The sequence below is a fragment of the Paenibacillus radicis (ex Gao et al. 2016) genome (genome assembly GCF_014641555.1).
GTDB classification, from domain to species: Bacteria; Bacillota; Bacilli; order Paenibacillales; family Paenibacillaceae; genus Pristimantibacillus; species Pristimantibacillus radicis.
This window is the reverse complement of sequence record NZ_BMHY01000003.1, coordinates 406,809-425,989: the sequence shown is the minus strand read 5'-3', so window position 1 is coordinate 425,989 and position 19,181 is coordinate 406,809. Positions and strand designations below refer to the sequence as shown.

Below are 19,181 nucleotides of genomic sequence, written 5' to 3'. Positions count from 1 at the left end.
TTTAGGGGTGATCAAGTGTCTGCGACGAAACAACATCCATTTTATAAAATGCTAACCGTCCTTGTGCTCGTTTTCTGGACTGTTGCTGTTCTTTACCCGCTCATCTGGACGCTGCTCGGGGCGCTGAAGGATAATCAGCAGTTTATGCTGGGCAAGCCGTGGGCGCTGCCGAAATTTCCGCTCTTATGGTCGAACTTTACCTACGTCTGGGAAACGTACGGATTCGGCAGCTACTTCTTGAATTCGACGATCGTGACGGGCGCCAGTACGTTGATTTCGCTGCTTCTGGCGGCGACGTCAGCCTACATTTTGGCCAGATTCGCCTTTAAGGGCAGCGGTGCGCTGTACAATCTGTACTTGTCGGCCATGATGATTCCGATGATTTTGGGCCTTATCCCGCTTTTCTTCCTATTAAATGATCTTCACCTCATTAATAAGCTGTTTGGCCTTATCGTCGTGTATACGGCGAGCGCTTTGCCCTTTGGTATCTTTGTACTCGTCGGCTTCTTCAAGACGCTGCCTAAGGAGCTGGAAGAGGCGGCGTCTATCGATGGCGCGGGCTACAGCCGAACGTTCTTTACCGTCATGCTGCCGCTGGCCAAGTCTGGCCTAGTCTCAGTAGGCATTATGAACGCGCTCAATATTTGGAACGAGTACATTATGGGGACCGTCTTCATCAACGATCCAAGCCAATATACGCTGCCAGTCGGTATTGCGATTATGCAATCAGAGATGCAATACCGCACGGAATGGGGGCCGCTGTTCGCGGGGCTGCTGCTGTCGATGATTCCGGTTATTATCATCTACATTGTGTTCCAGCGTCAGATTGCCGAGGGTGTAACGGCGGGTGCAGTGAAATAGGTGGATGGGTAAATAAGAGTGCCGTCGTTACCCCTTTTAGGGGCTATGACGGCGCTTTTTGCTGTAAAAAACAGGTGAGGGGAAGTGCAAAATATGCTACAGATGATACATTTCAATAGTGTGTTTTTCGGGTGAGGTATGAACAAAAGTTGCTCGAAAAGAAGTTAATGAAATGTAGTTGCATTTCGGAGATTAAAGTCAACAAAAAGAAGTTATAGGTTTACTTTTTTTGTTTTTATGTAGTATAATTAAATTAAAATATAGAAATGATGATCTGGGGGTGGAAAAATTGTTAAGCCGTTTAGGGTTGAATGATACTAAAGCGGAATTATTGGTCAGGTCTTTTACGCAAGAGACGGCGAGTGTTTTGAATGATATTAAAAAGGAATATGGTTTGGATACCGGAAACTTCAGAAATGGTGGTTCTTGGGATAAGCGGTTTGGTCGTATTAAAGATGTAGCTCTTCAAAATGATTTAGTTGTGCTTACTAGGAGCAGAGGTATTTGGGCCTTTGTTTGTGTTTTGGATATAGCTTCTGGTAGCTTGTATATTTTCTCAAAGGAAAAGAACTTAGATGTTGTAATAAAGAATTTTGGGAAGAAGAGTATACACTACTTTCATGCATTTGTGTCATTAAATAGCGGTCCCTTAGAATTCTCCAACCAACAAATGACGTTATTCGATTCATTGACTGACGATTATGAGAATAAAAGGCTGTTAGAAGTACAGAAGATATTAGGTGAAGAGTATCCTCTGGTCAAGCAGGTAGTATTCGTGGTTGGTCAGGAAATCAATAAAAAAATTGTTGGTGTTGAGGCCCGTCTATTTAATCGATATTTTGAATTAATTGATAAAGTGGATTGGACGGCGTATGTTTCTAAAGATGAATATAGCGACGTAGCTGTTCTGAATGAGGACGTAGAAGAGAGTATGGGTGTTATACCTAAAATCAAACCTTTGGTTAAAATGCGAAAAGAGAGAATTGTAAAAGAGAAGCTTCTTGAAGAGAAAAAAGAGGAAGATAACGGGTAACATTCCTCTCGATATAAGGAGGAATTTTGAATGTTTCAACGACAATTTAACGGAGCGAGACTAAGAGAGGGAAGAATATATCGCGGCCTTACTATTACTGATCTAGCCAATGAACTTGTTGTTAGTAAACAGATGATTTCCAAGTACGAAAATAACAAGGCTATTCCAAACCTAGACTCGTTACTGCATATAACTAATATTTTGAAGTTTCCTAGAGAGTACTTTTATGAAACATCAGTTGAAGTGAAAACGGGAAGCACATACTTTCGTTCATTGTTAACTACCGGAAAGAAAGAGAGAGAGATGCAGTACGATCGGGTGAAGTACTTAACGATTATTCGTGCGTTGCTTGAGGAGTACGTTGATTTCCCAGAGCTTGATGTTCCAGACTTCTCTGAACGGGATATTGAAAGTGTTGAAGAAATTGCCCATCAAGTCAGAATGGCTTGGTCGCTTAGCGATAAGCCGATTAAGGATATTATATACTTGCTTGAAACTAAGGGTTTTGTTGTCTCTTCATTGAAGTTAGATAATAAGATGATTGATGCTTTTGGTTCTCAACATGAAATACAGGGAAAGTTGTACTACTCTATAGTTTTAGGTAATGATAAACGTTCTTTTTACAGACGTCAGTTTGACGTTGCTCATGAGTTAGGTCATAAGGTTTTACATGATCCATATCTAAATATAGAAGACTTAAGTAAAGAAGAATTTAAACAAATTGAGCAAGAAGCGAATGATTTTGCCGCAGCATTTTTACTGCCTAAAGAAAGTTTTCTTAGGGATGTATCCATTCATCCTAGCGATTTAAACTACTATAAATTGCTTAAGAAAAAGTGGTGTGTATCTATTGGGGCGATGGTGATGCGAGCCTATAAATTAGGAGCAATCAATGAAGGAACATACCAGTATATGCAACGTTCTCTGAGCCAAAAGGGTTGGAGAACAAAAGAGCCACTAGATGATCTAAAAGATTTGAAAGATCCTGTTTCGATGAAGCAAGCTATTGAATTGTTAATTGAGAATGATTATATCAGCGGTGAAGGGTTTATGCAGAAATTATCGCAGCATTACGGTTTAAGTTTGTTGCGGGAAGAAGTTGAAGAATTATTAGGATTGGAAGAAGGTTATCTGAGGACAGAAATCGCATATACAGGTAACATAGTGAGTATTAAGGATAAATTAGAATCAAGATCTAAAGACAAAACTAGTTAGTTTTGATTTTTACAAAGGTGCCCTTAAAAATGGCCCTTTTTTTGTTTTTCTTTATTGTCGATTTATCTTTCGCTCTATAATAATCTAACCTAAACAAGAAGATATCTTCACTTTATCAGTAAAGGTAGATAAGGTCATCAGCAAGTACCAAAGCAAAGAGCTTTTTTGGACTGAGGGTTTATTTTATGCAAAATTTTTAGATGAGAAGAAAGAGGGGCACAGCCACGATTCTCTGTAAAATCAGTGAATAAAAACAAGAACTATTCAATTGAAGATTTTTATACTATTAGACGGATGGTTGTAAGAATGCAAAAAGAAAGAAAAAATATGAGGTTAAAAGTAGTTTTAACAAGACACCATTGGTGCTTGGCAATATTAATGATAACTATGTACAGTGGACAATGGAGCGATTGATAGAAATGTGTACAACGGTTACCGATACTCACCTGCTATCGACAGGATTGTCATAAGGGAGAAGGGCCTCTTAACGAAAAGGGCCCTTACTCCGAACATATCACCAAATGCTTCGAGTTTTATAGAATAAAAATGTTAGCCTCCAGCCGGAGCTTGCTGCTGCATGGCAGGCTTCTCCTTGGGACGGCCAAAGCCGCCTGGGCCTAGGAATAGCTTGCTCAAAAGCTGCGATTGCGACATAAGCCAAGCGATGCCTAGCGGGATGATGACGCCGACGGCGGTAAAGACAAGTGTGCCGTATTTTAAGCCTAAGCCGAACTCCAACACGATATTGATCGGCACATGCAGATACATAATCGCAATGGTGACGGTACCGAGAAATGCCAGCACATTGGAGGCCTTGTATCGGGAGAGCCAGTAACAGAGCTGGAGCACGACAAGTACGCAGGCGACAGGCACGATGAAATCGAGTACCGGCTGATTATACAGCTTGGCTTTCATGTCGATGCGGAGCTGCCACAGCCCCCCGATATTCAGTCCGGCTGCAATAAACCAGATCATCAGCGACGGAATAAAGGCGGTGCCGCGTTCCAGCAGGCCGGGCAGTATCGTTTTACCAGCATAGCCGAGGAAAAAGAACACGATGGCCATTAAAGCCACATCGGCATTCCAAGGAATGTCCCATTTCGCCATCGGCGACATGCTGACCACATGGGCGGCCGCGTAGCAGACCGCGACGGCGATTGCTGCCGTCTTGAGGCTGAAACGGGATAAATAGCCCATCAGCAAATGGACGACGAGCAGGCAGGTTATAAACCAAAAGACGCCATACCATCCTCCCAAAACCGTTCCGCCATATGCCAATAGAAGCAAGTCGTGAGGAATCGACATAGGGTCCCTGAGCCTCACAGCAACAAGGAGCGCGATACAGATGCCGTAAGCGCAATACGGAATCATGAAGAACTTGATTCTTCGCCAAGCCCAATGCCAATAGGTTCCGGCAGGTACCTCCTTGAACAGCAGTCCGCTCACCAAAAAGAACAGCGGCATGCGGAACCAGCCCAGATAGTGATTGATGACATCGTTGCCGGCATGTCCCATCACGACAAGAATGATGCTGAGGCCGCGCGCGACATCAATCCATTTTTTGCGTTCCTTCACAAATTCCCTCCATCCTAATTGTAAAATTTCCCTTCTCCTTAACGATAATCAATTCGAAAAAGCTCGAACATAGGCGAATACGTTCAAATCTATAGGACTTGTGATTGAAAGCTATTTTCATGGATATTTATTCCAATAAATACTAAAATCATAAATAGTAGTAAAGGAGGAGGTAGCCGCCTATGCGACTTGGAAAATGATAGAACTATCTCCAATACCGTATTGGCAGTAAGGTCAAAGATGCCTGAGCAGGCTGTTTTGGCCTTTTTGTGATGTGCGTTGCACGCTTAAGTGAATGCAAGGCATCAAAGGGAGCCATACTGATGCAAGATATTAAAGGAGGCTTGCCGCAATGCGATTGGATTGTGCAATTATCGGAGGAGGTCCGGCTGGCCTGAATGCCGCTCTGGTACTGGGAAGAGCACGGAGAAAGATCATGCTATTTGATGAAAATAAGGCCAGAAATGCGGTTACTCGCGAATCACATGGATTTATTACGAGAGACGGCGTGAAGCCGGCTGAATTTCGGGCATTGGCGCATCAAGAGTTGAGCAAATATCCGTCTATTACGATAACACCGGTCAAGGTGACAACCATTGAAAAACAGGGCGAGAATTGTTTTGTCGTGACTACGGAGGCTGGAGAACGTTACGAAGCGCGTACCGTTATTCTGGCAACGGGTCTTAAGGAGCAGCTTCCGGCGATTCCCGGAATAGCAGATTATTACGGCCGTTCCTTGTTCAGTTGTCCGTATTGCGACGGCTGGGAGCTGAGGGATCAGCCGCTTGTCATTATTACGGATACGGCGGAACACGCTTTTCATATGGGAATGACGGTCTATCAATGGAGCCGGGATCTCATGATCTGCATGAATGGCGGTGAAAAACTTGAAGTCGAGCAGGCGGAGAAGCTGCGGTCGAAAGGGATACAAGTGTTTGAGCAGCGGATCAAAGGGTTGACGGGCAGCGAGGGGAGACTGGCTTGCGTCATTCTTGAGGACGGTGTTGAGCTGAAACGAAGCGGGGGCTTCGTTACGTCGACATGGGCGCACACACTACCTTTTGCTGATATGCTAGGCTGCGAGCTGAATGAGCATGGCGGCATTGCCGCCGATGACTTTGGGCGGACGAATATCGACGGCTTGTATGCCGCAGGCGATGCGTCCGTCATTATACCGGCCCAGCTTATTGCAGCAGCCGCAGGGGGGAGCAGAGCTGCGATGGGCGTGAATACGGAACTAATGCACGCCGATTTTTAATCCTTCCCGTCTTGGACGGCTTTCGGTATAATGGCAACATTCGCGAAACGAAGCGCAAACGAAGTAAGTTTTGCTTCGCAAAACTAAGCGTATGCTTACGAAGTAGTTTTACTACGTAAAACTTTTAGGAGGATTCAAGTGTCGCCGAGAAATGTTGAGAAAGACCAGTTGCTGAGAGAAACAAGACGGGAGCACATTCTGGATTGTGCGCTCCAAGTCATTGCAAAACAAGGGATTGATTCCGCTAATGTGAAGGATATCGCCAAGGAAGCGGGACTGAGCGTCGGCAATGTGTACAATTATTTCAATTCCAAGGATGACATATTTAGCGCGGTGCTGCAGCGGGGGCAGATTAATTATGGCCGCAAAATTTCGGATCATGCGTTGCTTGAGCTGGATGCCCGTGACAAACTGCATGAGATTTGCGAGAGCTGGATTGCGACACCGGAAAACTGGGCGTTCACGATCATGCTGCAAAGTATTCGCACCAATGAGACGGTTAATCCCGAGCTGCGGGAAGCCGCTACTCGAAGATTTACGGCCAATCTGGAGCCGATGGCTGAAATTATGCGGCAAGGGCAAGAAGCGGGCGTTATTGTAGAGGGCGACCCGAAGCAGCTTGCATTCTATTTTGTCAGCTTGATCCAAGGTTTGACGCTGCAATTGGCGCCTGGTTATGAAATTCCGGTAAGCATTCAAGCGAAAACGATCGTGCGGTTATTCAGCCAGCCTGAAAATAGCCGAAAAAAATAGTTTGACAATTGATTCCGGCAATTGCTATTATTACGATTAACAAAACGAACCGCGGTTCAGTTTGTAAGTGGAGCGGATGGAAAATTGAATATCGTCAAATCGACCAGACAACTGGAGATTGACCCGGCAATAAAGCTTGTAGCGATACAGGCGTCTATTTTCCGTGGCATCTCTTTTTTTTATACCTAAAACCAAGTAATCAGGTAAGTTTTGTAAAAATAGAGAGGAGGAGGTTCGATGGCAGCCGACACGCTCGTAATTGAACGGTTGAACCGAACTTTCACATCCCCTGCAGGGGATGTTACGGCATTGAGCAATATTGCGCTGAAGGTGAAGAAAGGCGAGTTAATCACGCTAATCGGTCCAAGTGGCTGCGGCAAGAGCACGCTGCTCAAAATTGTGGCGGGGCTCGACTCCGACTACAGCGGAACCGTGCTTCTGAATGATAAGCCCATTGAAGGGCCAAGCATCGAGAAAGGCTTTATTTTTCAAGAGCCGCGTTTGTTTCCGTGGTTGACTGTGGAGAAGAACATTGCCGGCAACTTATCGCTCAAAGATTCGAAGGTTCGGGCCAGAGTCGATGAGCTCATTGCACTGGTTAGGCTGAAGGGGTTCGAGAAGTCTTACCCGCGTGAGCTATCGGGAGGGATGGCGCAGCGGGTGTCGATTGCAAGGGCACTGCTGCGGAATCCGGAGGTGCTGCTGCTCGATGAGCCTTTTGGGGCGCTGGATGCTTTTACCCGGGCGCATCTGCAAGAGGTGCTTCTCGATATCTGGCAGAAGAACCGGACGACGATGCTGTTTGTGACGCATGATCTGGATGAAGCGGTTTTTCTCGCGGAGCGGGTCGTCATTATGAATCCTCGGCCAGGACATATTCGCACCGTGCTGCCGATCGATCTTCCTTTTCCGCGGAAAAGAGCAAGTCAGTCGTTTCAGGAGCTGCGGCGCAAAGTGCTGAGCGAGTTTGAGAAAGTAGAAGAGCCTGCCGTTGATCGCGATCATGGTGCAGGTATATAAACCAAATGCGGGGAGAGATGGACGATGAAATCTTTTAAAATATGGGCAGCGATTCTAATAGTAGCGGTGTTAGTCGCAGGCTGCGCGAACACGGAGAAAAGCGGCGGCGATAATACAGGCGGCAACAAATATGAAGGACTGACTGTGAGACTGGGTGTGCAGGGCAGCGGCGGCCTTAACGGTAAAGCGCGCGAGGCGAAGTGGTATGAGGATGAGTTCGGGAAGCTGGGCGTTAAGGTGGAATGGGCGGAGTTTCAGAGCGGGCCTCCGATGACGGAAGCGATAGCGTCGAATCATCTTGATTTTGCCGGCCTTGGCAATATGCCGATTGTAGCAGCGCAGGCAGCGGATATTCCGTTCAAAGTGATCTCGCAATTGCTTGAAGGAAAGAACAACGTCGCAATTATTATTCCGAACAACAGCACGCTTAAGACGGTTGGGGATTTGAAAGGCAAGAAGATCGCTGTAGCGAAAGGAAGCAACGCCTACAACTTCCTGTATCGGGGACTGGCCGAAGCGGGAATTAAGGATTCCGAGGTCCAGATTATTCAACTCCAGCCGGATGAAGCGCAGCCGGCATTCGAGACGGGTGCTGTAGATGCATGGGCAACATGGGACCCGTACATCACGCTGAATACGTTGACAGGCAAAGCGAAAGTGTTGACCGATGGCGAGCAGCTCGGCGTATTGTCGCCGTCGTTCCAGATCGTGCGGAAAGATTTTGCCGACAAATATCCAGAGCTCGTGACGCTTTACTTGAAAGTATTCGAGAAAGCCCGGCTATGGGAAGATCAGAATTTGGATGAGGCATTGAACCGCTATGCGACGGAACGCAAAGTACCGGTTGAGGTTATCAAAGGAACGATTGTGCGCTCCAAAACAATCAACACGCCGGTAAGCGATGCCATCATTGCCGAACAGCAAAAAACGGCTGACTTCCAATTCGAGATCGGAAATATCCGCAAGAAAATCAACGTGTCTGACGTGTTCGACAATCAGTATGTGGAAGAAGCTTTGAAATAGACGATTCGATAACGAAATGAACGGAAACGAGGCGGTACTTATGGAGAAGGCGGCAGCAACGCCGCTCGTGAAGGGGAAAGCGGGCACGCGGCGCAGGTTGAATATGAGACGGTCCATTCAGCTAAAAAATATTTTGCTGGCGGCCGCGCTGCCCATCGCCATTCTTGTGATCTGGGAGGTCGCAGGGACGATGGGCAAGCTGAATCCGATCTTATTGCCGACCCCCAGTAAAATTTTAGAGGAATTCGTCAGCCTGACTGCTTCTGGTGAGCTCGCACGTCATTTGGGCATCTCGGCATGGCGGGCTCTGCTTGGCTTCTTGCTTGGAGGAGGGCTGGGATTGGCGGCTGGCATTTGGGTCGGTTTTTCCTATAAAACGGAGCGGCTGCTCGATCCGACGCTGCAAATGCTGCGGACGCTGCCGCATCTCGCTATCGCACCGCTATTCATTTTATGGTTCGGCTTTGGGGAGATGTCGAAAATTTTGCTGATCGCCAAAGGTACGTTCTTTCCCCTTTATGTGAATACGTTTCTGGGCATCCGCTCGGTAGACGGCAAGCTGTTCGATGTAGGGCGGGTGCTTCAGTTCAGCAAATGGCATATGATCACGAAGCTGATCGTTCCCGCCGCGATGCCTAACATTTTGCTTGGCGTGCGGTTGTCGGTTGGCGTTGCGTGGCTGGTTCTCGTCGTTGCGGAAATGATGGGCTCCAGCTCTGGCATCGGCTTTTTGATCAACGATGCTCGATCATTTTCGCTCACTGCTGTAGTATTTGTCGGCATTATCGTATTTGCTCTGGTAGGCAAACTGACCGATTCGCTGGTGAAGCTGCTGGAGCGCCGATTGCTGCGCTGGCAGGACAGCTACAAAGGAGACGGGACGTTATGAGCGGGCAAGTGTTGGGCGATAAGAGGACGAATCTCTCGCAGGAAGGCTGGCTTCGCAGTATCCCCAAGCCGCTCCACGCCTGGCTGCTTCCAGTGGCAATCTTAATCGTCTGGGAGGCGGTTAGCCGGCTGGAGCTTATACCGGCAACGATGCTGCCGGCACCGACGGCGATCTTGAAGCAATTTGTGGAGCTGATCGTTAGCGGTGAGCTCTATAAGCATCTGAGTATTAGCGTTTATCGGGCGATGATGGGCTTCCTCATAGGAGCGGGAACAGGATTGCTGCTTGGTCTGGTAACGGGATTAAACAAACTCGCTGAAAAAACGCTCGATCCTTCACTGCAAATGATGTGGACGATCCCGTTGTTATCGCTTATTCCGTTGTTTATATTGTGGTTTGGTGTCGGAGAATTTTCGAAAATACTTATGATTTCGCTAGGCGCTTTTTTTCCTGTATATATGAATACGTTTCTCGGTATCCGCAATGTGGATGTGAGGCTGTTTGAAGTTGCGCGTATGTTTCAATATTCGCGGCTGCAGCTCATAGCGAAGCTGATCATTCCGTCGGCGCTGCCTAATATTTTGCTCGGCATTCGCCTGTCCCTCGGTATTTCGTGGCTGGTGCTTGTCGTTGCGGAGATGATGGGAGCGAGCGCCGGCGTCGGCTATATGATTCAGGATGCAAGAGCTTATATGAGGACCGATGTCGTATTTGTCGGTATCATCATTTTTGCCCTAATTGGCAAACTGTCCGATTCGGGTGTCCGTCTGCTGGAGAAGCGGTGGCTTCGCTGGCGCGATACGTTCAAAGGGTGACTAACACCAAAGCGGGAGGGACTTACGATGGGGAAAAGAAACGAGCAGCTTCATTTGGGAGCATTTATTTATTATAGCGGTCATCATCATTTCGGCTGGCGTCATCCGGAATCGGGAGCGGAAGGGCTGTTTGATTTCAAATTTTACAAAAAGCTGGCGCAAACGGCTGAACGCGGCAAGTTCGATATGATGTTTCTAGCAGATCTCCTCTATGTACGAGGGGTAGAAGACTCGGCCTCGGGCATGCTGGAGCCCGTACAATTGTTAGCGGCTTTGTCGACAGTAACCGAAAAGCTTGGGCTTACGGCAACTGTATCGACAACTTATAATGAGCCCTACAATGTGGCGAGAAAATTTGCATCGCTGGATCATCTTAGCGAAGGGCGCGCAGGCTGGAACATCGTCACTTCACAGCTGGATGTTGAAGCTTTCAACTACGGCAAGGATAAACACCCGGAGCATGGCTTGCGCTATGAGATGGCGCGTGAGTTCGTTGAGGTTGTCACCCGGCTCTGGGATACGTGGGAGGATCATGCGCTCGTCATCGATCGTGAGGCAGGGATTTTCGCCGACGGGTCGAAGGTGAAGGAGGTCGAATACAAGGGACAGTGGTATTCGACGAAGGGGGCGCTGAACGTGCCGCGTCCACCGCAAGGCTATCCGGTGCTCATCCAAGCGGGTTCATCCGGTCCGGGACAGGATTTTGCCGCTGCGTTTGGGGAAGTGATCTTTACCGCGCAGCAGTCGCTGGAGGCAGCGCAAGCGTTCTACCGCAGCGTAAAGGGCAAGCTTGCTTCGTACGGAAGGTCGTCAGGCAGCATGAAAATCATGCCGGGCCTATCGCCGATCATCGGAGCAACGGAGGAGGAGGCGCAGCGGAAGTATAAGGAGCTTCAAGCGCTGATTCCGTCCAGTATGATTGTGGGAATGCTCTCGGCCATGCTGAACTTCGATCTGTCCGGCTATCCGGTTGAAGGGCAGCTGCCGGAAATCCCTGATCCGGTAGAGGCGACCAACGGTATGAAAAGCCGCGTGCAGCTTATCATGGACATGGCACGCAATGAGCAGCTCTCCATTAAGGAGCTGGGCGGACGCTTGCTCGGCGCGCGGGGCCATATGCAGTTCGTCGGTACCTACGAGCAATTGGCCGATTTCATGCAGCTCTGGTTCGAAGAATACGGCTGCGACGGCTTCAACATTATGCCCCCGGTATTGCCGGGCAACCTCGATGAATTCGTCGACCATGTCGTACCGATCTTGCAGCAGCGGGGGCTGTTCCGTACGGAATACGCCGGAAGCACGCTTCGCGAGCATCTCGGCTTGGCGCGCCCGGGCCTCCGCCATTTTCAGGCGAGCCATGAGCGTGCGAAGGAGGCAGCGGGTGCTGCAGACAACGCTTGGAACGGTTTAATTGGCCAAGAAGCAGTTGGCACAGCTGAAGCAGGAAGCGCAGGTTAAATAAGAAGTTTGCGATGCCGCAGTTGCTTGGGTTTCGCAGAATGCAGGTTAAAGGCGAGAGTAAAAGGTTTATTGCGGAAGATGCAAAGCGACCATTTCGGAGGGGATTCCCCTTTCGCGATGGTCGCTTTGCGTTCCGGCAACTGTAGAGCGTTTGGTAATTATGCGGCTGGTTGTGTTCACGCTATAGTTAGAAAATGGCTCATATGGCGCAGAAATTCAAAGTAACCTTAGATTCTATAGATCAAAATGCAAAAGTACATTTTGAATGGGCCAATTTAAGCAATTTAACCCATCAAAATGTAAAAGTGCAGGTTGATTGAGTGATTTAAGCGATAATCGGTCATTTTGGTCTATTTGAAATGCACTTTTACATTTTGAAGGCATAAAGAGGGGATTTTCAGCTCATCAAAATGCACTTTTGCATTTTGATGACCGGCAGTCGGCAGAAAGAGTCGGCATATTGCGCAATAATGGTCTGCAAGCGACTATAGATGGGCACGGCAAAGTGGGGTAGACGACGAATAAGTTTGGAGCGTGCGGAAAACCTACTTAATGGTAAAGGAGGGAGTGTCCGCATGAGCGATTCGACGAATGAATTCGTAGCTAAGGTTCAGGAAACGCAGCAAAAGCAGCAGAAAAACAAGGAGCATTTCGGTAAGGGCAAACCGACTGAAAAGCTGGCAAACAAGAAGCATACCAATAATCCATAACGATCATGTTAAAGCTTGTCTGACCGCTTGAGAATGAAGCGGTCAGACAAGCTTTAGTTGGCGGTAGATGTGACACATTGACAACAGATGAAATGTAAGGCATTATTAACATATGAACAGTTGCTCATATGTTAATTTTAATTATTAGATCGAAATTCAAGAGCTTCTATATTACATTGCATGCGGAGAGCTGTAGGCAGGGGGAATGGACGATGGCAAAGGATCAACACAAATCAGGAATTAGCGGTAGTCACGATCATAATCACAATAATCATGATCATCATGGCCATAGCCATGGCGGCCATAATCATCATCATTACGATGCGAATGGCAATAAAACGGGGTTAATTATTGCGCTCGTCATTACGGGCGGCATTATGTTTTTGGAGTTTTTTGGCGGTCTCATAACGAACAGCCTGGCGCTGCTTTCGGATTCAGGGCATATGCTCAGCGATGTCAGCGCGCTGATTCTCAGCTTAGTTGCAGTCTGGTTCGCCTCGCGTCCGGCTTCTCCTGACAAAACTTACGGCTTTTACAGGTTTGAAATATTAGCGGCATTATTTAATGGCATTATGTTATTTGTCATTGCCGGCTTTATTGTTTATGAGGCAATTGGCAGGTTTGCCGAACCGCCTGAAGTGTCCAGCTTGCCCATGATGCTGATCGCCATTGTCGGTCTGCTGGCTAACCTGGCAAGCGCATGGGCGTTGACGCGCAAAGGCGACGTTCATAACAATCTGAACATCAGAAGCGCTTATCTGCATGTGCTTGGCGATGCTTTGGGATCGGTTGGCGCGATCATTGCAGGATTGCTCATGCTTCTGTTCAATTGGAACATTGCCGATCCGATCATTTCCGTCGTCGTTGCGCTGCTGATCTTGAAAAGCGCATGGAGTGTGATCAAGCACACTCTCCATATTCTAATGGAAGGCACACCCGCTGCTGTTAATCACAAAGAGGTGAAGGCGGCGCTCAGCAGTATCGAAGGTGTTGCCGATGTGCATGATCTGCATATCTGGACGATCACATCCGGAATGGATTCACTGAGCTGTCATTTGCTCGTCGAGGATGGCGTCAACTGCCAAGCAGTTCTTCAAGCGGCGATACGTCTCGTCGAGGAAAAATTTGGCATTCAGCACTCCACTATTCAGGTGGAGAGTTCCGTCATTCGGCACATGGAATTGAAGGTATAAAGCAATCCATAACCGATGAATATCAAAAACAACAAATTGAAAATCGACGATTGTCAAAAGATCCGCTCAAATTCAAATAAGCCCTACAATCAACATCGCATATATACGCGAGGGAGTCGATTGTAGGGTTTGTTTTTTATTCTGATGAAGACCAGCTTAGGAGCCGCTAGGAGCGTGGAGCTTCTCCTCCATATGCTGTCTGCGGACGAGCAGGGCAGCGGCAATTAGCATAATGCCGTTGATGACGAACACCCACCGGATCGGAATGACGCCGCCGAGCACGCCGCCGATGACGGGACCCAACATGGTAGCGAACTGGGTGGACGATTGATTGAGGCTGAAGGCCCGGCCGCGAAATGAAGATTCCGTCACCTTCACGATCATGGCATTAACCGCAGGGTAGACCCCGGCGAAGAATAGGCCATAAATGAAACGAAGGATACCAAATTCGGCAAAGTGACCGACGAAAAATTGCAGACAGTTGCCGATACCGCCGCCGAGCAAGCCGATAAACAGCACCTTGGAGAAGCCGATGCGAGAGCCGATCTTGCCCCATTGGGGGGCGGCGATCAAGGTGGCGATGCCAACAGCGGAGAATACGATGCCCGATTGAAGCGAAGCTTCATTGCGGCTGGCTCCAAGCTGCAGTACGTATACGGTCAACAACGGCTCCAAAATCATAACCGAGAAGGTAGCCAGTCCTGCAAGGATGAGCAGTGTCATAAACGTCCGGTTTTCCATAGCGTGCTTGAGGTCCTCCCGGACGGACGAGCGGGGAGCCGAGCGGTTGAAGTTTTTCTCATGGGCGAAGAAGGTCGCAATGAGAGCAGCAACAAGTACAACAAAGCCGGAGAAAATGAATGATTCCCGGTTGCCGATGAAGTGGCTGACAATGCCGCCGACGAGCGGTCCCATAATGCCGCCAGTAGCGCCAGCTGTCGCCATGATGCCAAGCGCATAGCCGGTTTTATCCTCGGGCGTATTGGTTGCGACCATTGCGATTGCCGCTGGCACATAGCCCGCAAGCAGTCCTTGGAAAATACGAAGAATAAGAAACAAGTATGGATCATGAATGAAATAAGTAAGGAAGTAAAGCGCCGCCAGGCTGAAGCCGGAGCGCATGAGCATGGGCTTGCGGCCGTATTTGTCGGCAAGCGAGCCCCAATAGGGTGAGATCAGGGCGCTGGCGAGAAACGTAATGCCGAACGCGATGCCAGACCACGTCTCCAGATGGTTCTCCACGCCAAGCTCGGTGTTCAGAAAAAGCGGGATGAACGGTATTGATATTGAATAGGCCGTACTGCAGAAAAAGACACCAATCCACAGCACGATTAAATTGCGTTTCCACGAAAACTCCATTGTCGTCACTTCCCAGGGGGCGTTTGAATTTGGTCATTAGTGCCCCTCCATTGTAAACCTATCGACACAGAATCTCTATGTTTTTGAGAAAAATAGGCAAGCAGCCCTGCCGCGCTTTAATGGATCAGATCGCTTTCCTTCACTTTACGGAGGAAGCCGGCGGAGGCTCGGTTGATCACTTTTTTGAGCGCCAATCCGATAACAAGTGCAATACCGGCGATAACCCCAAGCCAGAACAAATCGCGCCAGACGATGTCCCATAAAATGCCGCCTACCGCTTCTCGCATAATGCTGATTGCGTAAGTGAACGGCAAATACGGGTGAATGGCTTGAAAGAACGGAGGCGTCACCTGAATCGGGAACGTTCCTCCGGAGCCGGCCAGCTGGAGGACGAGCAATACGATGGCAAGCGCCTTTCCTACATTGCCGAAAACCGATACAAGCGTGTAGACGATCACCATAAAGACGACGCTGATGAGCAGTCCGAATAGAATAAAGGCCAGCTTGTCTACAACATAAGTGCCAAGCACCCAAATATCGCCGGTCGTAATCAGAACGGATTGCAGCAGCGCTATCGTCAGAAAGGTGAGGTAGCGGCCGAAGTATATTTGATAGCTTTTCAAGCTTTCTCCTTCAGCGGGATGCGGATCAGCCGACAGCAGGGAGACGAGCAGCAGCGCCCCTACCCAAATTGACAGCGTCGAGAAGAAAGGGGACATTGCCGACCCGTAGTTCGGAATCGGATACAGCCGGTTTTCGTTCAAGACGACAGGCTCGGCGAAAAAGGCGCTCTCTCGCTGCGCGTTGTTGCGAAGCAGCTCGATGACCTCGTCCAAGCTGCCCTCCTTCTCAAGCTGACGGATACGATCGGCCAGCCCTTTAATTTTCTGCTCTGCGTTAGGCATTCGTTTTTTAATTTCTACGAGCGCTTCTTTGCCGAAGGTCAATCCTTTGGCGGCGTCCTTCAATATCTTCTCGACATCCGGCATGTCGGCTGCCGTTTGCTTCAATACGCTATTCGCTTTCTGTGCGGCGGATTGCGCCTTGGCAAGCCCTTGCTCGATGCCCGGCACGATTTCGCTGTCATATTTGGCAAGAATGCCATCCAGCAGAGAAGAAGCTTCAGCTGCTGCGTCATGCAGCTTGGTGACAAGCTGCGCGGCGGGTTCCTCGCCGCGGTCGATAGCCTGTGCAATTTGCGTTACCGTTGTCTTCGCCTGTGCGAAGCGGCTTTGTGCCTGCTTCAGCTTGCTTCCGACCGATGCAAGCCTGCTGCTGCCCGTCGTGTCGGCAAGCTGGCCGAATAAGGAAGCGGCGCTGCCCGCGACCCGTTCCGCCGTAGCGAGCTTGCCTGCGATGGCGTTCAGCGCTGTTTTTGCCTCTTCAGGGTCTAACTCTCCGTTTTTCAGCGCATCCGCTAGATCCACCGCAGCTTTGGCGGTCTGGCTTAGCAATTGAAGATCCTGCTTGATAGAGGGGGCAGCCTGTGCCAGAGCCTTGGCGCTATCTGTCAGCAGGACACCCAGTTTTCCCGACAATTGCTGTCCGTCCTTTACGAGCTTAACGGCATCCGGCAGCGCCGCCTGCGCTTTAGCTACGATCGTTTCCGCTTTGCCTGCGTCTGTGGAAGCCGTATTTACGGCTGCGTTAATTTCCGGGAACAGCTTCTCCAGCTTTAGCACGAGATCACGGGTATTCTCGATCGTTGGCCGTTCCTGCTCGAGCTCCAAGCCAACCTCATTCAACAGGCTGAAGATCGCCCCGTTTGCCGTTTTGATGAAGGTATTGCGTATTTCTTGAATAATGCCATTGGCGCCTGAGGCAGCGATTTTCGGCGAAACGGCATTGATTTTCTCATTGACATAATATTCGATCGCGGATTGTTCAGGCTTGTCATTAAGGACGGTTGCGATTTTAGCGGAGAAGTTCGCAGGAATGACGATACTCGCATAGTAGTCGCCGTGCTTGACGCCTTTAAGCGCCTGTTTCTCGTCAACGAACACCCAGCCTATTTTATGGTTTGACTTCAAGGAGTCGATAACCTCAGCCCCGGCGTTCAATGGCGTACCGCGCAGCGTTGCGCCTTCATCGTTGTTAGCAACCGCAACGGCTAAGCCGCTAGTATTGCCATACGGGTCCCAAGAGGCTTCGATATTGAACCAGGCGTAAAGGGAAGGGAGACAGATGAGTCCAAGCAGCGTAATGATGGCCGCCCAATTGCGGACGATGCCTGATAAATCACGGGCGTATAAGCGGAAGATTGATTTCATGCCGGCCTCCTGGCGTTATTTTCCGGTTAGTATGGCTGATAGGCGGCTGTAACATACGAGCGCAGACATGTGGAGGCAAATAAAAAGGGCTGTCCGAAGGCGGGAGCCTAGCGAACAACCCTGTATGGATCATTTGGATAGTAAAAGTGCATTCATCTTGCTGTGGATGACCGTACGGTTTCGGCCTTCGTGCTTAGCCTGATAGAGCGCTTTGTCCGCGTAGCTGAATAGGACAGTCAATTCCTCTGCATCGACAGGATAAGTCGCCACACCTAGCGAGAGAGTTACTCGTTGAGAAATGGGCGTGATCGCATTCTCCATTCTGCTTCGGATCCGCTCCGCCGCCAAATAGGCTTCTTGGCTTGTTGTATGCGGCAAGAGCATCGTAAATTCCTCGCCGCCGTAGCGGCAGCAATAATCGGAATCGCGCTTCTCGCTCTGCAAAATTTCCGCTAATGCTCGCAGCACCTCATCGCCCATATGGTGGCCGTGAACATCGTTGACGCTTTTGAAATGGTCGAGGTCCATCATAATGATCGAAAAAGGAACCTGCTCTTCCTGCCATAGAGCAGTGATTGCATTCAGCGTTCTGCGATTCATCAGCCCGGTTAACGGATCGGTCTGGGCTTCCAATGACAATTCGGCTGTCTTTTGCCTTAGTTTGTTGAAGGCGAGTGCCACCGTGTTGTTCAATTGGTTCGCTTCGTAATTCCAGAACACCACAGGCGGCAGAGGCATCAGCGTGTCATCGCCATGGGACAGATGCGATGCGTAGTTCGCCAGACGGTTCAATGGCTCAGCCAGCATTCGGGACAGCCATAGCGATGCGATGAGCAGAATAATAAGAAACGGAGCCGAGAATAAGAGCATCTGCTTGATGACGTTTTGGGCGGTTATGGCGACATAATCGACAGGCGTTTGCGAAACGATGCCCCAGCCGACCGACGCGACCGGCGCATAGCCGGCAAGGAAGGTAATTCCCTCGGAATTCGTTACCTTTTGCTGGCCAGCTTCGCCCGCCATCAGCTTCTTCACGACAGGGTTTTCGCTGACAACCTCTGCAATCCGTTCTTTATTGGGATGGAAAATAAGCTTGCCGGAAGCGTCGACGACATAATAATAGGAGCCGCTGCTGTTCTGCTCCTGTACACCTAATATGTTCTGAAAAATATTTTTTTGCTGCAGATAAATCGAGCCGCCTACAAATCCCCGATATTCGCCCTTCGAGTCGAAGATCGGATGGCTGACGAGTACAATCATCCGTTTCGTCATTGCCAAATAGGGCTCGGAGATGAGAGGCTTTTTCTGCTCCAGCGCCTGCCTTGCGGCGGCCGAAGTAAGCTTGCTCCCGATCAGTCCGAGATTGTTGGGCGAGGTCGATATAATGACGCCGTTGCTGTCCGCAATGGAGAGCGAGTTGAAGTAAGGGCTCGTTCCCATGAAGAAATCCAGCTGGGACAACACGGCTTCATCCGTCAACGGCACATCGGAGAAGTAGCTGGCGGTAACGCTCAAGCTTTCTCTCATCTCATCAATTAACGATTGCGTCGTATTGCTGAGATTGGTTGCGGAAATTTGATTCAGTTCAATTGTATTATTGAACAAAGAGGTTTTCTCGGCGTGATAGCCGACCCTGGTGCTTATAACTAGAGTAATGATGACGGACATTATGACGACAAATGAAATAATAGTCGACAGTTTAAAGCCTTTTCGCGGCCGGATCGTAGGGATCATGACAGACTCCTT

At 49.1% G+C, this 19,181-nt stretch carries 16 protein-coding genes; 12 read left to right on the top strand and 4 right to left on the bottom strand.

From position 1 onward, the window contains the following. Window positions 1-48 precede the first annotated feature (48 nt). The 3 genes from IEX98_RS10515 to IEX98_RS10505 all read left to right on the top strand — a co-directional run bounded on the left by IEX98_RS10515 (window position 49) and on the right by IEX98_RS10505 (window position 3,109). Window positions 49-861, top strand: a complete 813-nt coding sequence (locus tag IEX98_RS10515) for a carbohydrate ABC transporter permease (RefSeq protein ID WP_188889341.1) — start codon at window positions 49-51, stop codon at window positions 859-861. A gap of 280 nt (window positions 862-1,141) precedes the next feature. Continuing rightward, window positions 1,142-1,894 (top strand): DUF5986 family protein, encoded by a 753-nt coding sequence (locus IEX98_RS10510; RefSeq protein WP_188888999.1) that lies wholly within the window; start codon window positions 1,142-1,144, stop codon window positions 1,892-1,894. A 30-nt stretch (window positions 1,895-1,924) separates the two neighbouring features. Further along, window positions 1,925-3,109 carry a helix-turn-helix domain-containing protein gene (locus tag IEX98_RS10505; RefSeq protein WP_188888996.1) on the top strand — a complete coding sequence of 395 codons (1,185 nt, stop codon included), beginning with the start codon at window positions 1,925-1,927 and terminating at the stop codon, window positions 3,107-3,109. 549 nt (window positions 3,110-3,658) lie between these two features. On the opposite strand, the gene IEX98_RS10500 is transcribed toward IEX98_RS10505, so the two are convergent. Beyond that, window positions 3,659-4,684, bottom strand: a complete 1,026-nt coding sequence (locus tag IEX98_RS10500; protein ID WP_188888994.1) for an acyltransferase family protein — start codon at window positions 4,682-4,684, stop codon at window positions 3,659-3,661. A gap of 352 nt (window positions 4,685-5,036) precedes the next feature. On the opposite strand from IEX98_RS10500, the gene IEX98_RS10495 reads away from it, so the two are divergent. The 9 genes from IEX98_RS10495 (at window position 5,037) to IEX98_RS10455 (ending at window position 13,806) form a co-directional block, all read left to right on the top strand. Then, the gene (locus tag IEX98_RS10495; protein WP_188888992.1) at window positions 5,037-5,942 is read left to right on the top strand and encodes an NAD(P)/FAD-dependent oxidoreductase; all 906 of its coding nucleotides are present in this window, start codon (window positions 5,037-5,039) and stop codon (window positions 5,940-5,942) included. A gap of 138 nt (window positions 5,943-6,080) precedes the next feature. Further along, window positions 6,081-6,695 carry a TetR/AcrR family transcriptional regulator gene (locus IEX98_RS10490; RefSeq protein WP_188888990.1) on the top strand — a complete coding sequence of 205 codons (615 nt, stop codon included), beginning with the start codon at window positions 6,081-6,083 and terminating at the stop codon, window positions 6,693-6,695. 237 nt (window positions 6,696-6,932) lie between these two features. After that, on the top strand, window positions 6,933-7,715 hold the full coding sequence (locus IEX98_RS10485; RefSeq protein ID WP_188888988.1) for an ABC transporter ATP-binding protein: 783 nt from the start codon (window positions 6,933-6,935) through the stop codon (window positions 7,713-7,715). Between the two features lie 24 nt (window positions 7,716-7,739). Beyond that, a complete protein-coding gene (locus IEX98_RS10480) occupies window positions 7,740-8,738 on the top strand; it encodes an aliphatic sulfonate ABC transporter substrate-binding protein (RefSeq protein ID WP_188888986.1) in 999 nt (332 codons plus the stop codon). A 16-nt stretch (window positions 8,739-8,754) separates the two neighbouring features. Then, on the top strand, window positions 8,755-9,627 hold the full coding sequence (locus IEX98_RS10475; protein WP_188888984.1) for an ABC transporter permease: 873 nt from the start codon (window positions 8,755-8,757) through the stop codon (window positions 9,625-9,627). Continuing rightward, window positions 9,624-10,442, top strand: a complete 819-nt coding sequence (locus IEX98_RS10470) for an ABC transporter permease (RefSeq protein WP_188888982.1) — start codon at window positions 9,624-9,626, stop codon at window positions 10,440-10,442. Before IEX98_RS10475 ends, IEX98_RS10470 begins: the two co-directional genes overlap by 4 nt. A gap of 27 nt (window positions 10,443-10,469) precedes the next feature. Then, the gene (locus tag IEX98_RS10465; protein WP_188888981.1) at window positions 10,470-11,900 is read left to right on the top strand and encodes an LLM class flavin-dependent oxidoreductase; all 1,431 of its coding nucleotides are present in this window, start codon (window positions 10,470-10,472) and stop codon (window positions 11,898-11,900) included. Window positions 11,901-12,478: 578 nt separating this feature from the next. After that, window positions 12,479-12,613, top strand: coding sequence for a DUF4023 domain-containing protein (locus IEX98_RS10460; protein ID WP_188888980.1), 135 nt, complete (start codon window positions 12,479-12,481; stop codon window positions 12,611-12,613). A gap of 212 nt (window positions 12,614-12,825) precedes the next feature. Beyond that, window positions 12,826-13,806, top strand: a complete 981-nt coding sequence (locus IEX98_RS10455; RefSeq protein ID WP_188888978.1) for a cation diffusion facilitator family transporter — start codon at window positions 12,826-12,828, stop codon at window positions 13,804-13,806. A 156-nt stretch (window positions 13,807-13,962) separates the two neighbouring features. Here the strand turns inward: IEX98_RS10455 and IEX98_RS10450 are convergent, their stop codons facing one another. The 3 genes from IEX98_RS10450 to IEX98_RS10440 form a co-directional block, all read right to left on the bottom strand. Next, window positions 13,963-15,165: an MFS transporter gene (locus tag IEX98_RS10450; RefSeq protein ID WP_188888976.1), complete on the bottom strand. Its 1,203-nt coding sequence runs from the start codon at window positions 15,163-15,165 to the stop codon at window positions 13,963-13,965. A gap of 116 nt (window positions 15,166-15,281) precedes the next feature. Next, window positions 15,282-17,435 (bottom strand): YhgE/Pip domain-containing protein, encoded by a 2,154-nt coding sequence (locus tag IEX98_RS10445; RefSeq protein WP_188888974.1) that lies wholly within the window; start codon window positions 17,433-17,435, stop codon window positions 15,282-15,284. A 129-nt stretch (window positions 17,436-17,564) separates the two neighbouring features. Next, window positions 17,565-19,169, bottom strand: coding sequence for a sensor domain-containing diguanylate cyclase (locus IEX98_RS10440; protein ID WP_188888972.1), 1,605 nt, complete (start codon window positions 19,167-19,169; stop codon window positions 17,565-17,567). Window positions 19,170-19,181 lie beyond the last annotated feature (12 nt).

Bases quoted from the DNA above. Each gene is read 5' to 3' on its own strand.
- IEX98_RS10515 (WP_188889341.1), top strand. From the start codon at position 49: ATGCTAACCGTCCTTGTGCTCGTTTTCTGGACTGTTGCTGTTCTTTAC.
- IEX98_RS10505 (WP_188888996.1), top strand. From the start codon at position 1,925: ATGTTTCAACGACAATTTAACGGAGCGAGACTAAGAGAGGGAAGAATA.
- IEX98_RS10495 (WP_188888992.1), top strand. From the start codon at position 5,037: ATGCGATTGGATTGTGCAATTATCGGAGGAGGTCCGGCTGGCCTGAAT.
- IEX98_RS10485 (WP_188888988.1), top strand. From the start codon at position 6,933: ATGGCAGCCGACACGCTCGTAATTGAACGGTTGAACCGAACTTTCACA.
- IEX98_RS10480 (WP_188888986.1), top strand. From the start codon at position 7,740: ATGAAATCTTTTAAAATATGGGCAGCGATTCTAATAGTAGCGGTGTTA.
- IEX98_RS10475 (WP_188888984.1), top strand. From the start codon at position 8,755: ATGAACGGAAACGAGGCGGTACTTATGGAGAAGGCGGCAGCAACGCCG.
- IEX98_RS10470 (WP_188888982.1), top strand. From the start codon at position 9,624: ATGAGCGGGCAAGTGTTGGGCGATAAGAGGACGAATCTCTCGCAGGAA.
- IEX98_RS10465 (WP_188888981.1), top strand. From the start codon at position 10,470: ATGGGGAAAAGAAACGAGCAGCTTCATTTGGGAGCATTTATTTATTAT.
- IEX98_RS10460 (WP_188888980.1), top strand. From the start codon at position 12,479: ATGAGCGATTCGACGAATGAATTCGTAGCTAAGGTTCAGGAAACGCAG.
- IEX98_RS10455 (WP_188888978.1), top strand. From the start codon at position 12,826: ATGGCAAAGGATCAACACAAATCAGGAATTAGCGGTAGTCACGATCAT.
- IEX98_RS10450 (WP_188888976.1), bottom strand. From the start codon at position 15,165: ATGGAGTTTTCGTGGAAACGCAATTTAATCGTGCTGTGGATTGGTGTC.
- IEX98_RS10445 (WP_188888974.1), bottom strand. From the start codon at position 17,435: ATGAAATCAATCTTCCGCTTATACGCCCGTGATTTATCAGGCATCGTC.
- IEX98_RS10440 (WP_188888972.1), bottom strand. From the start codon at position 19,169: ATGATCCCTACGATCCGGCCGCGAAAAGGCTTTAAACTGTCGACTATT.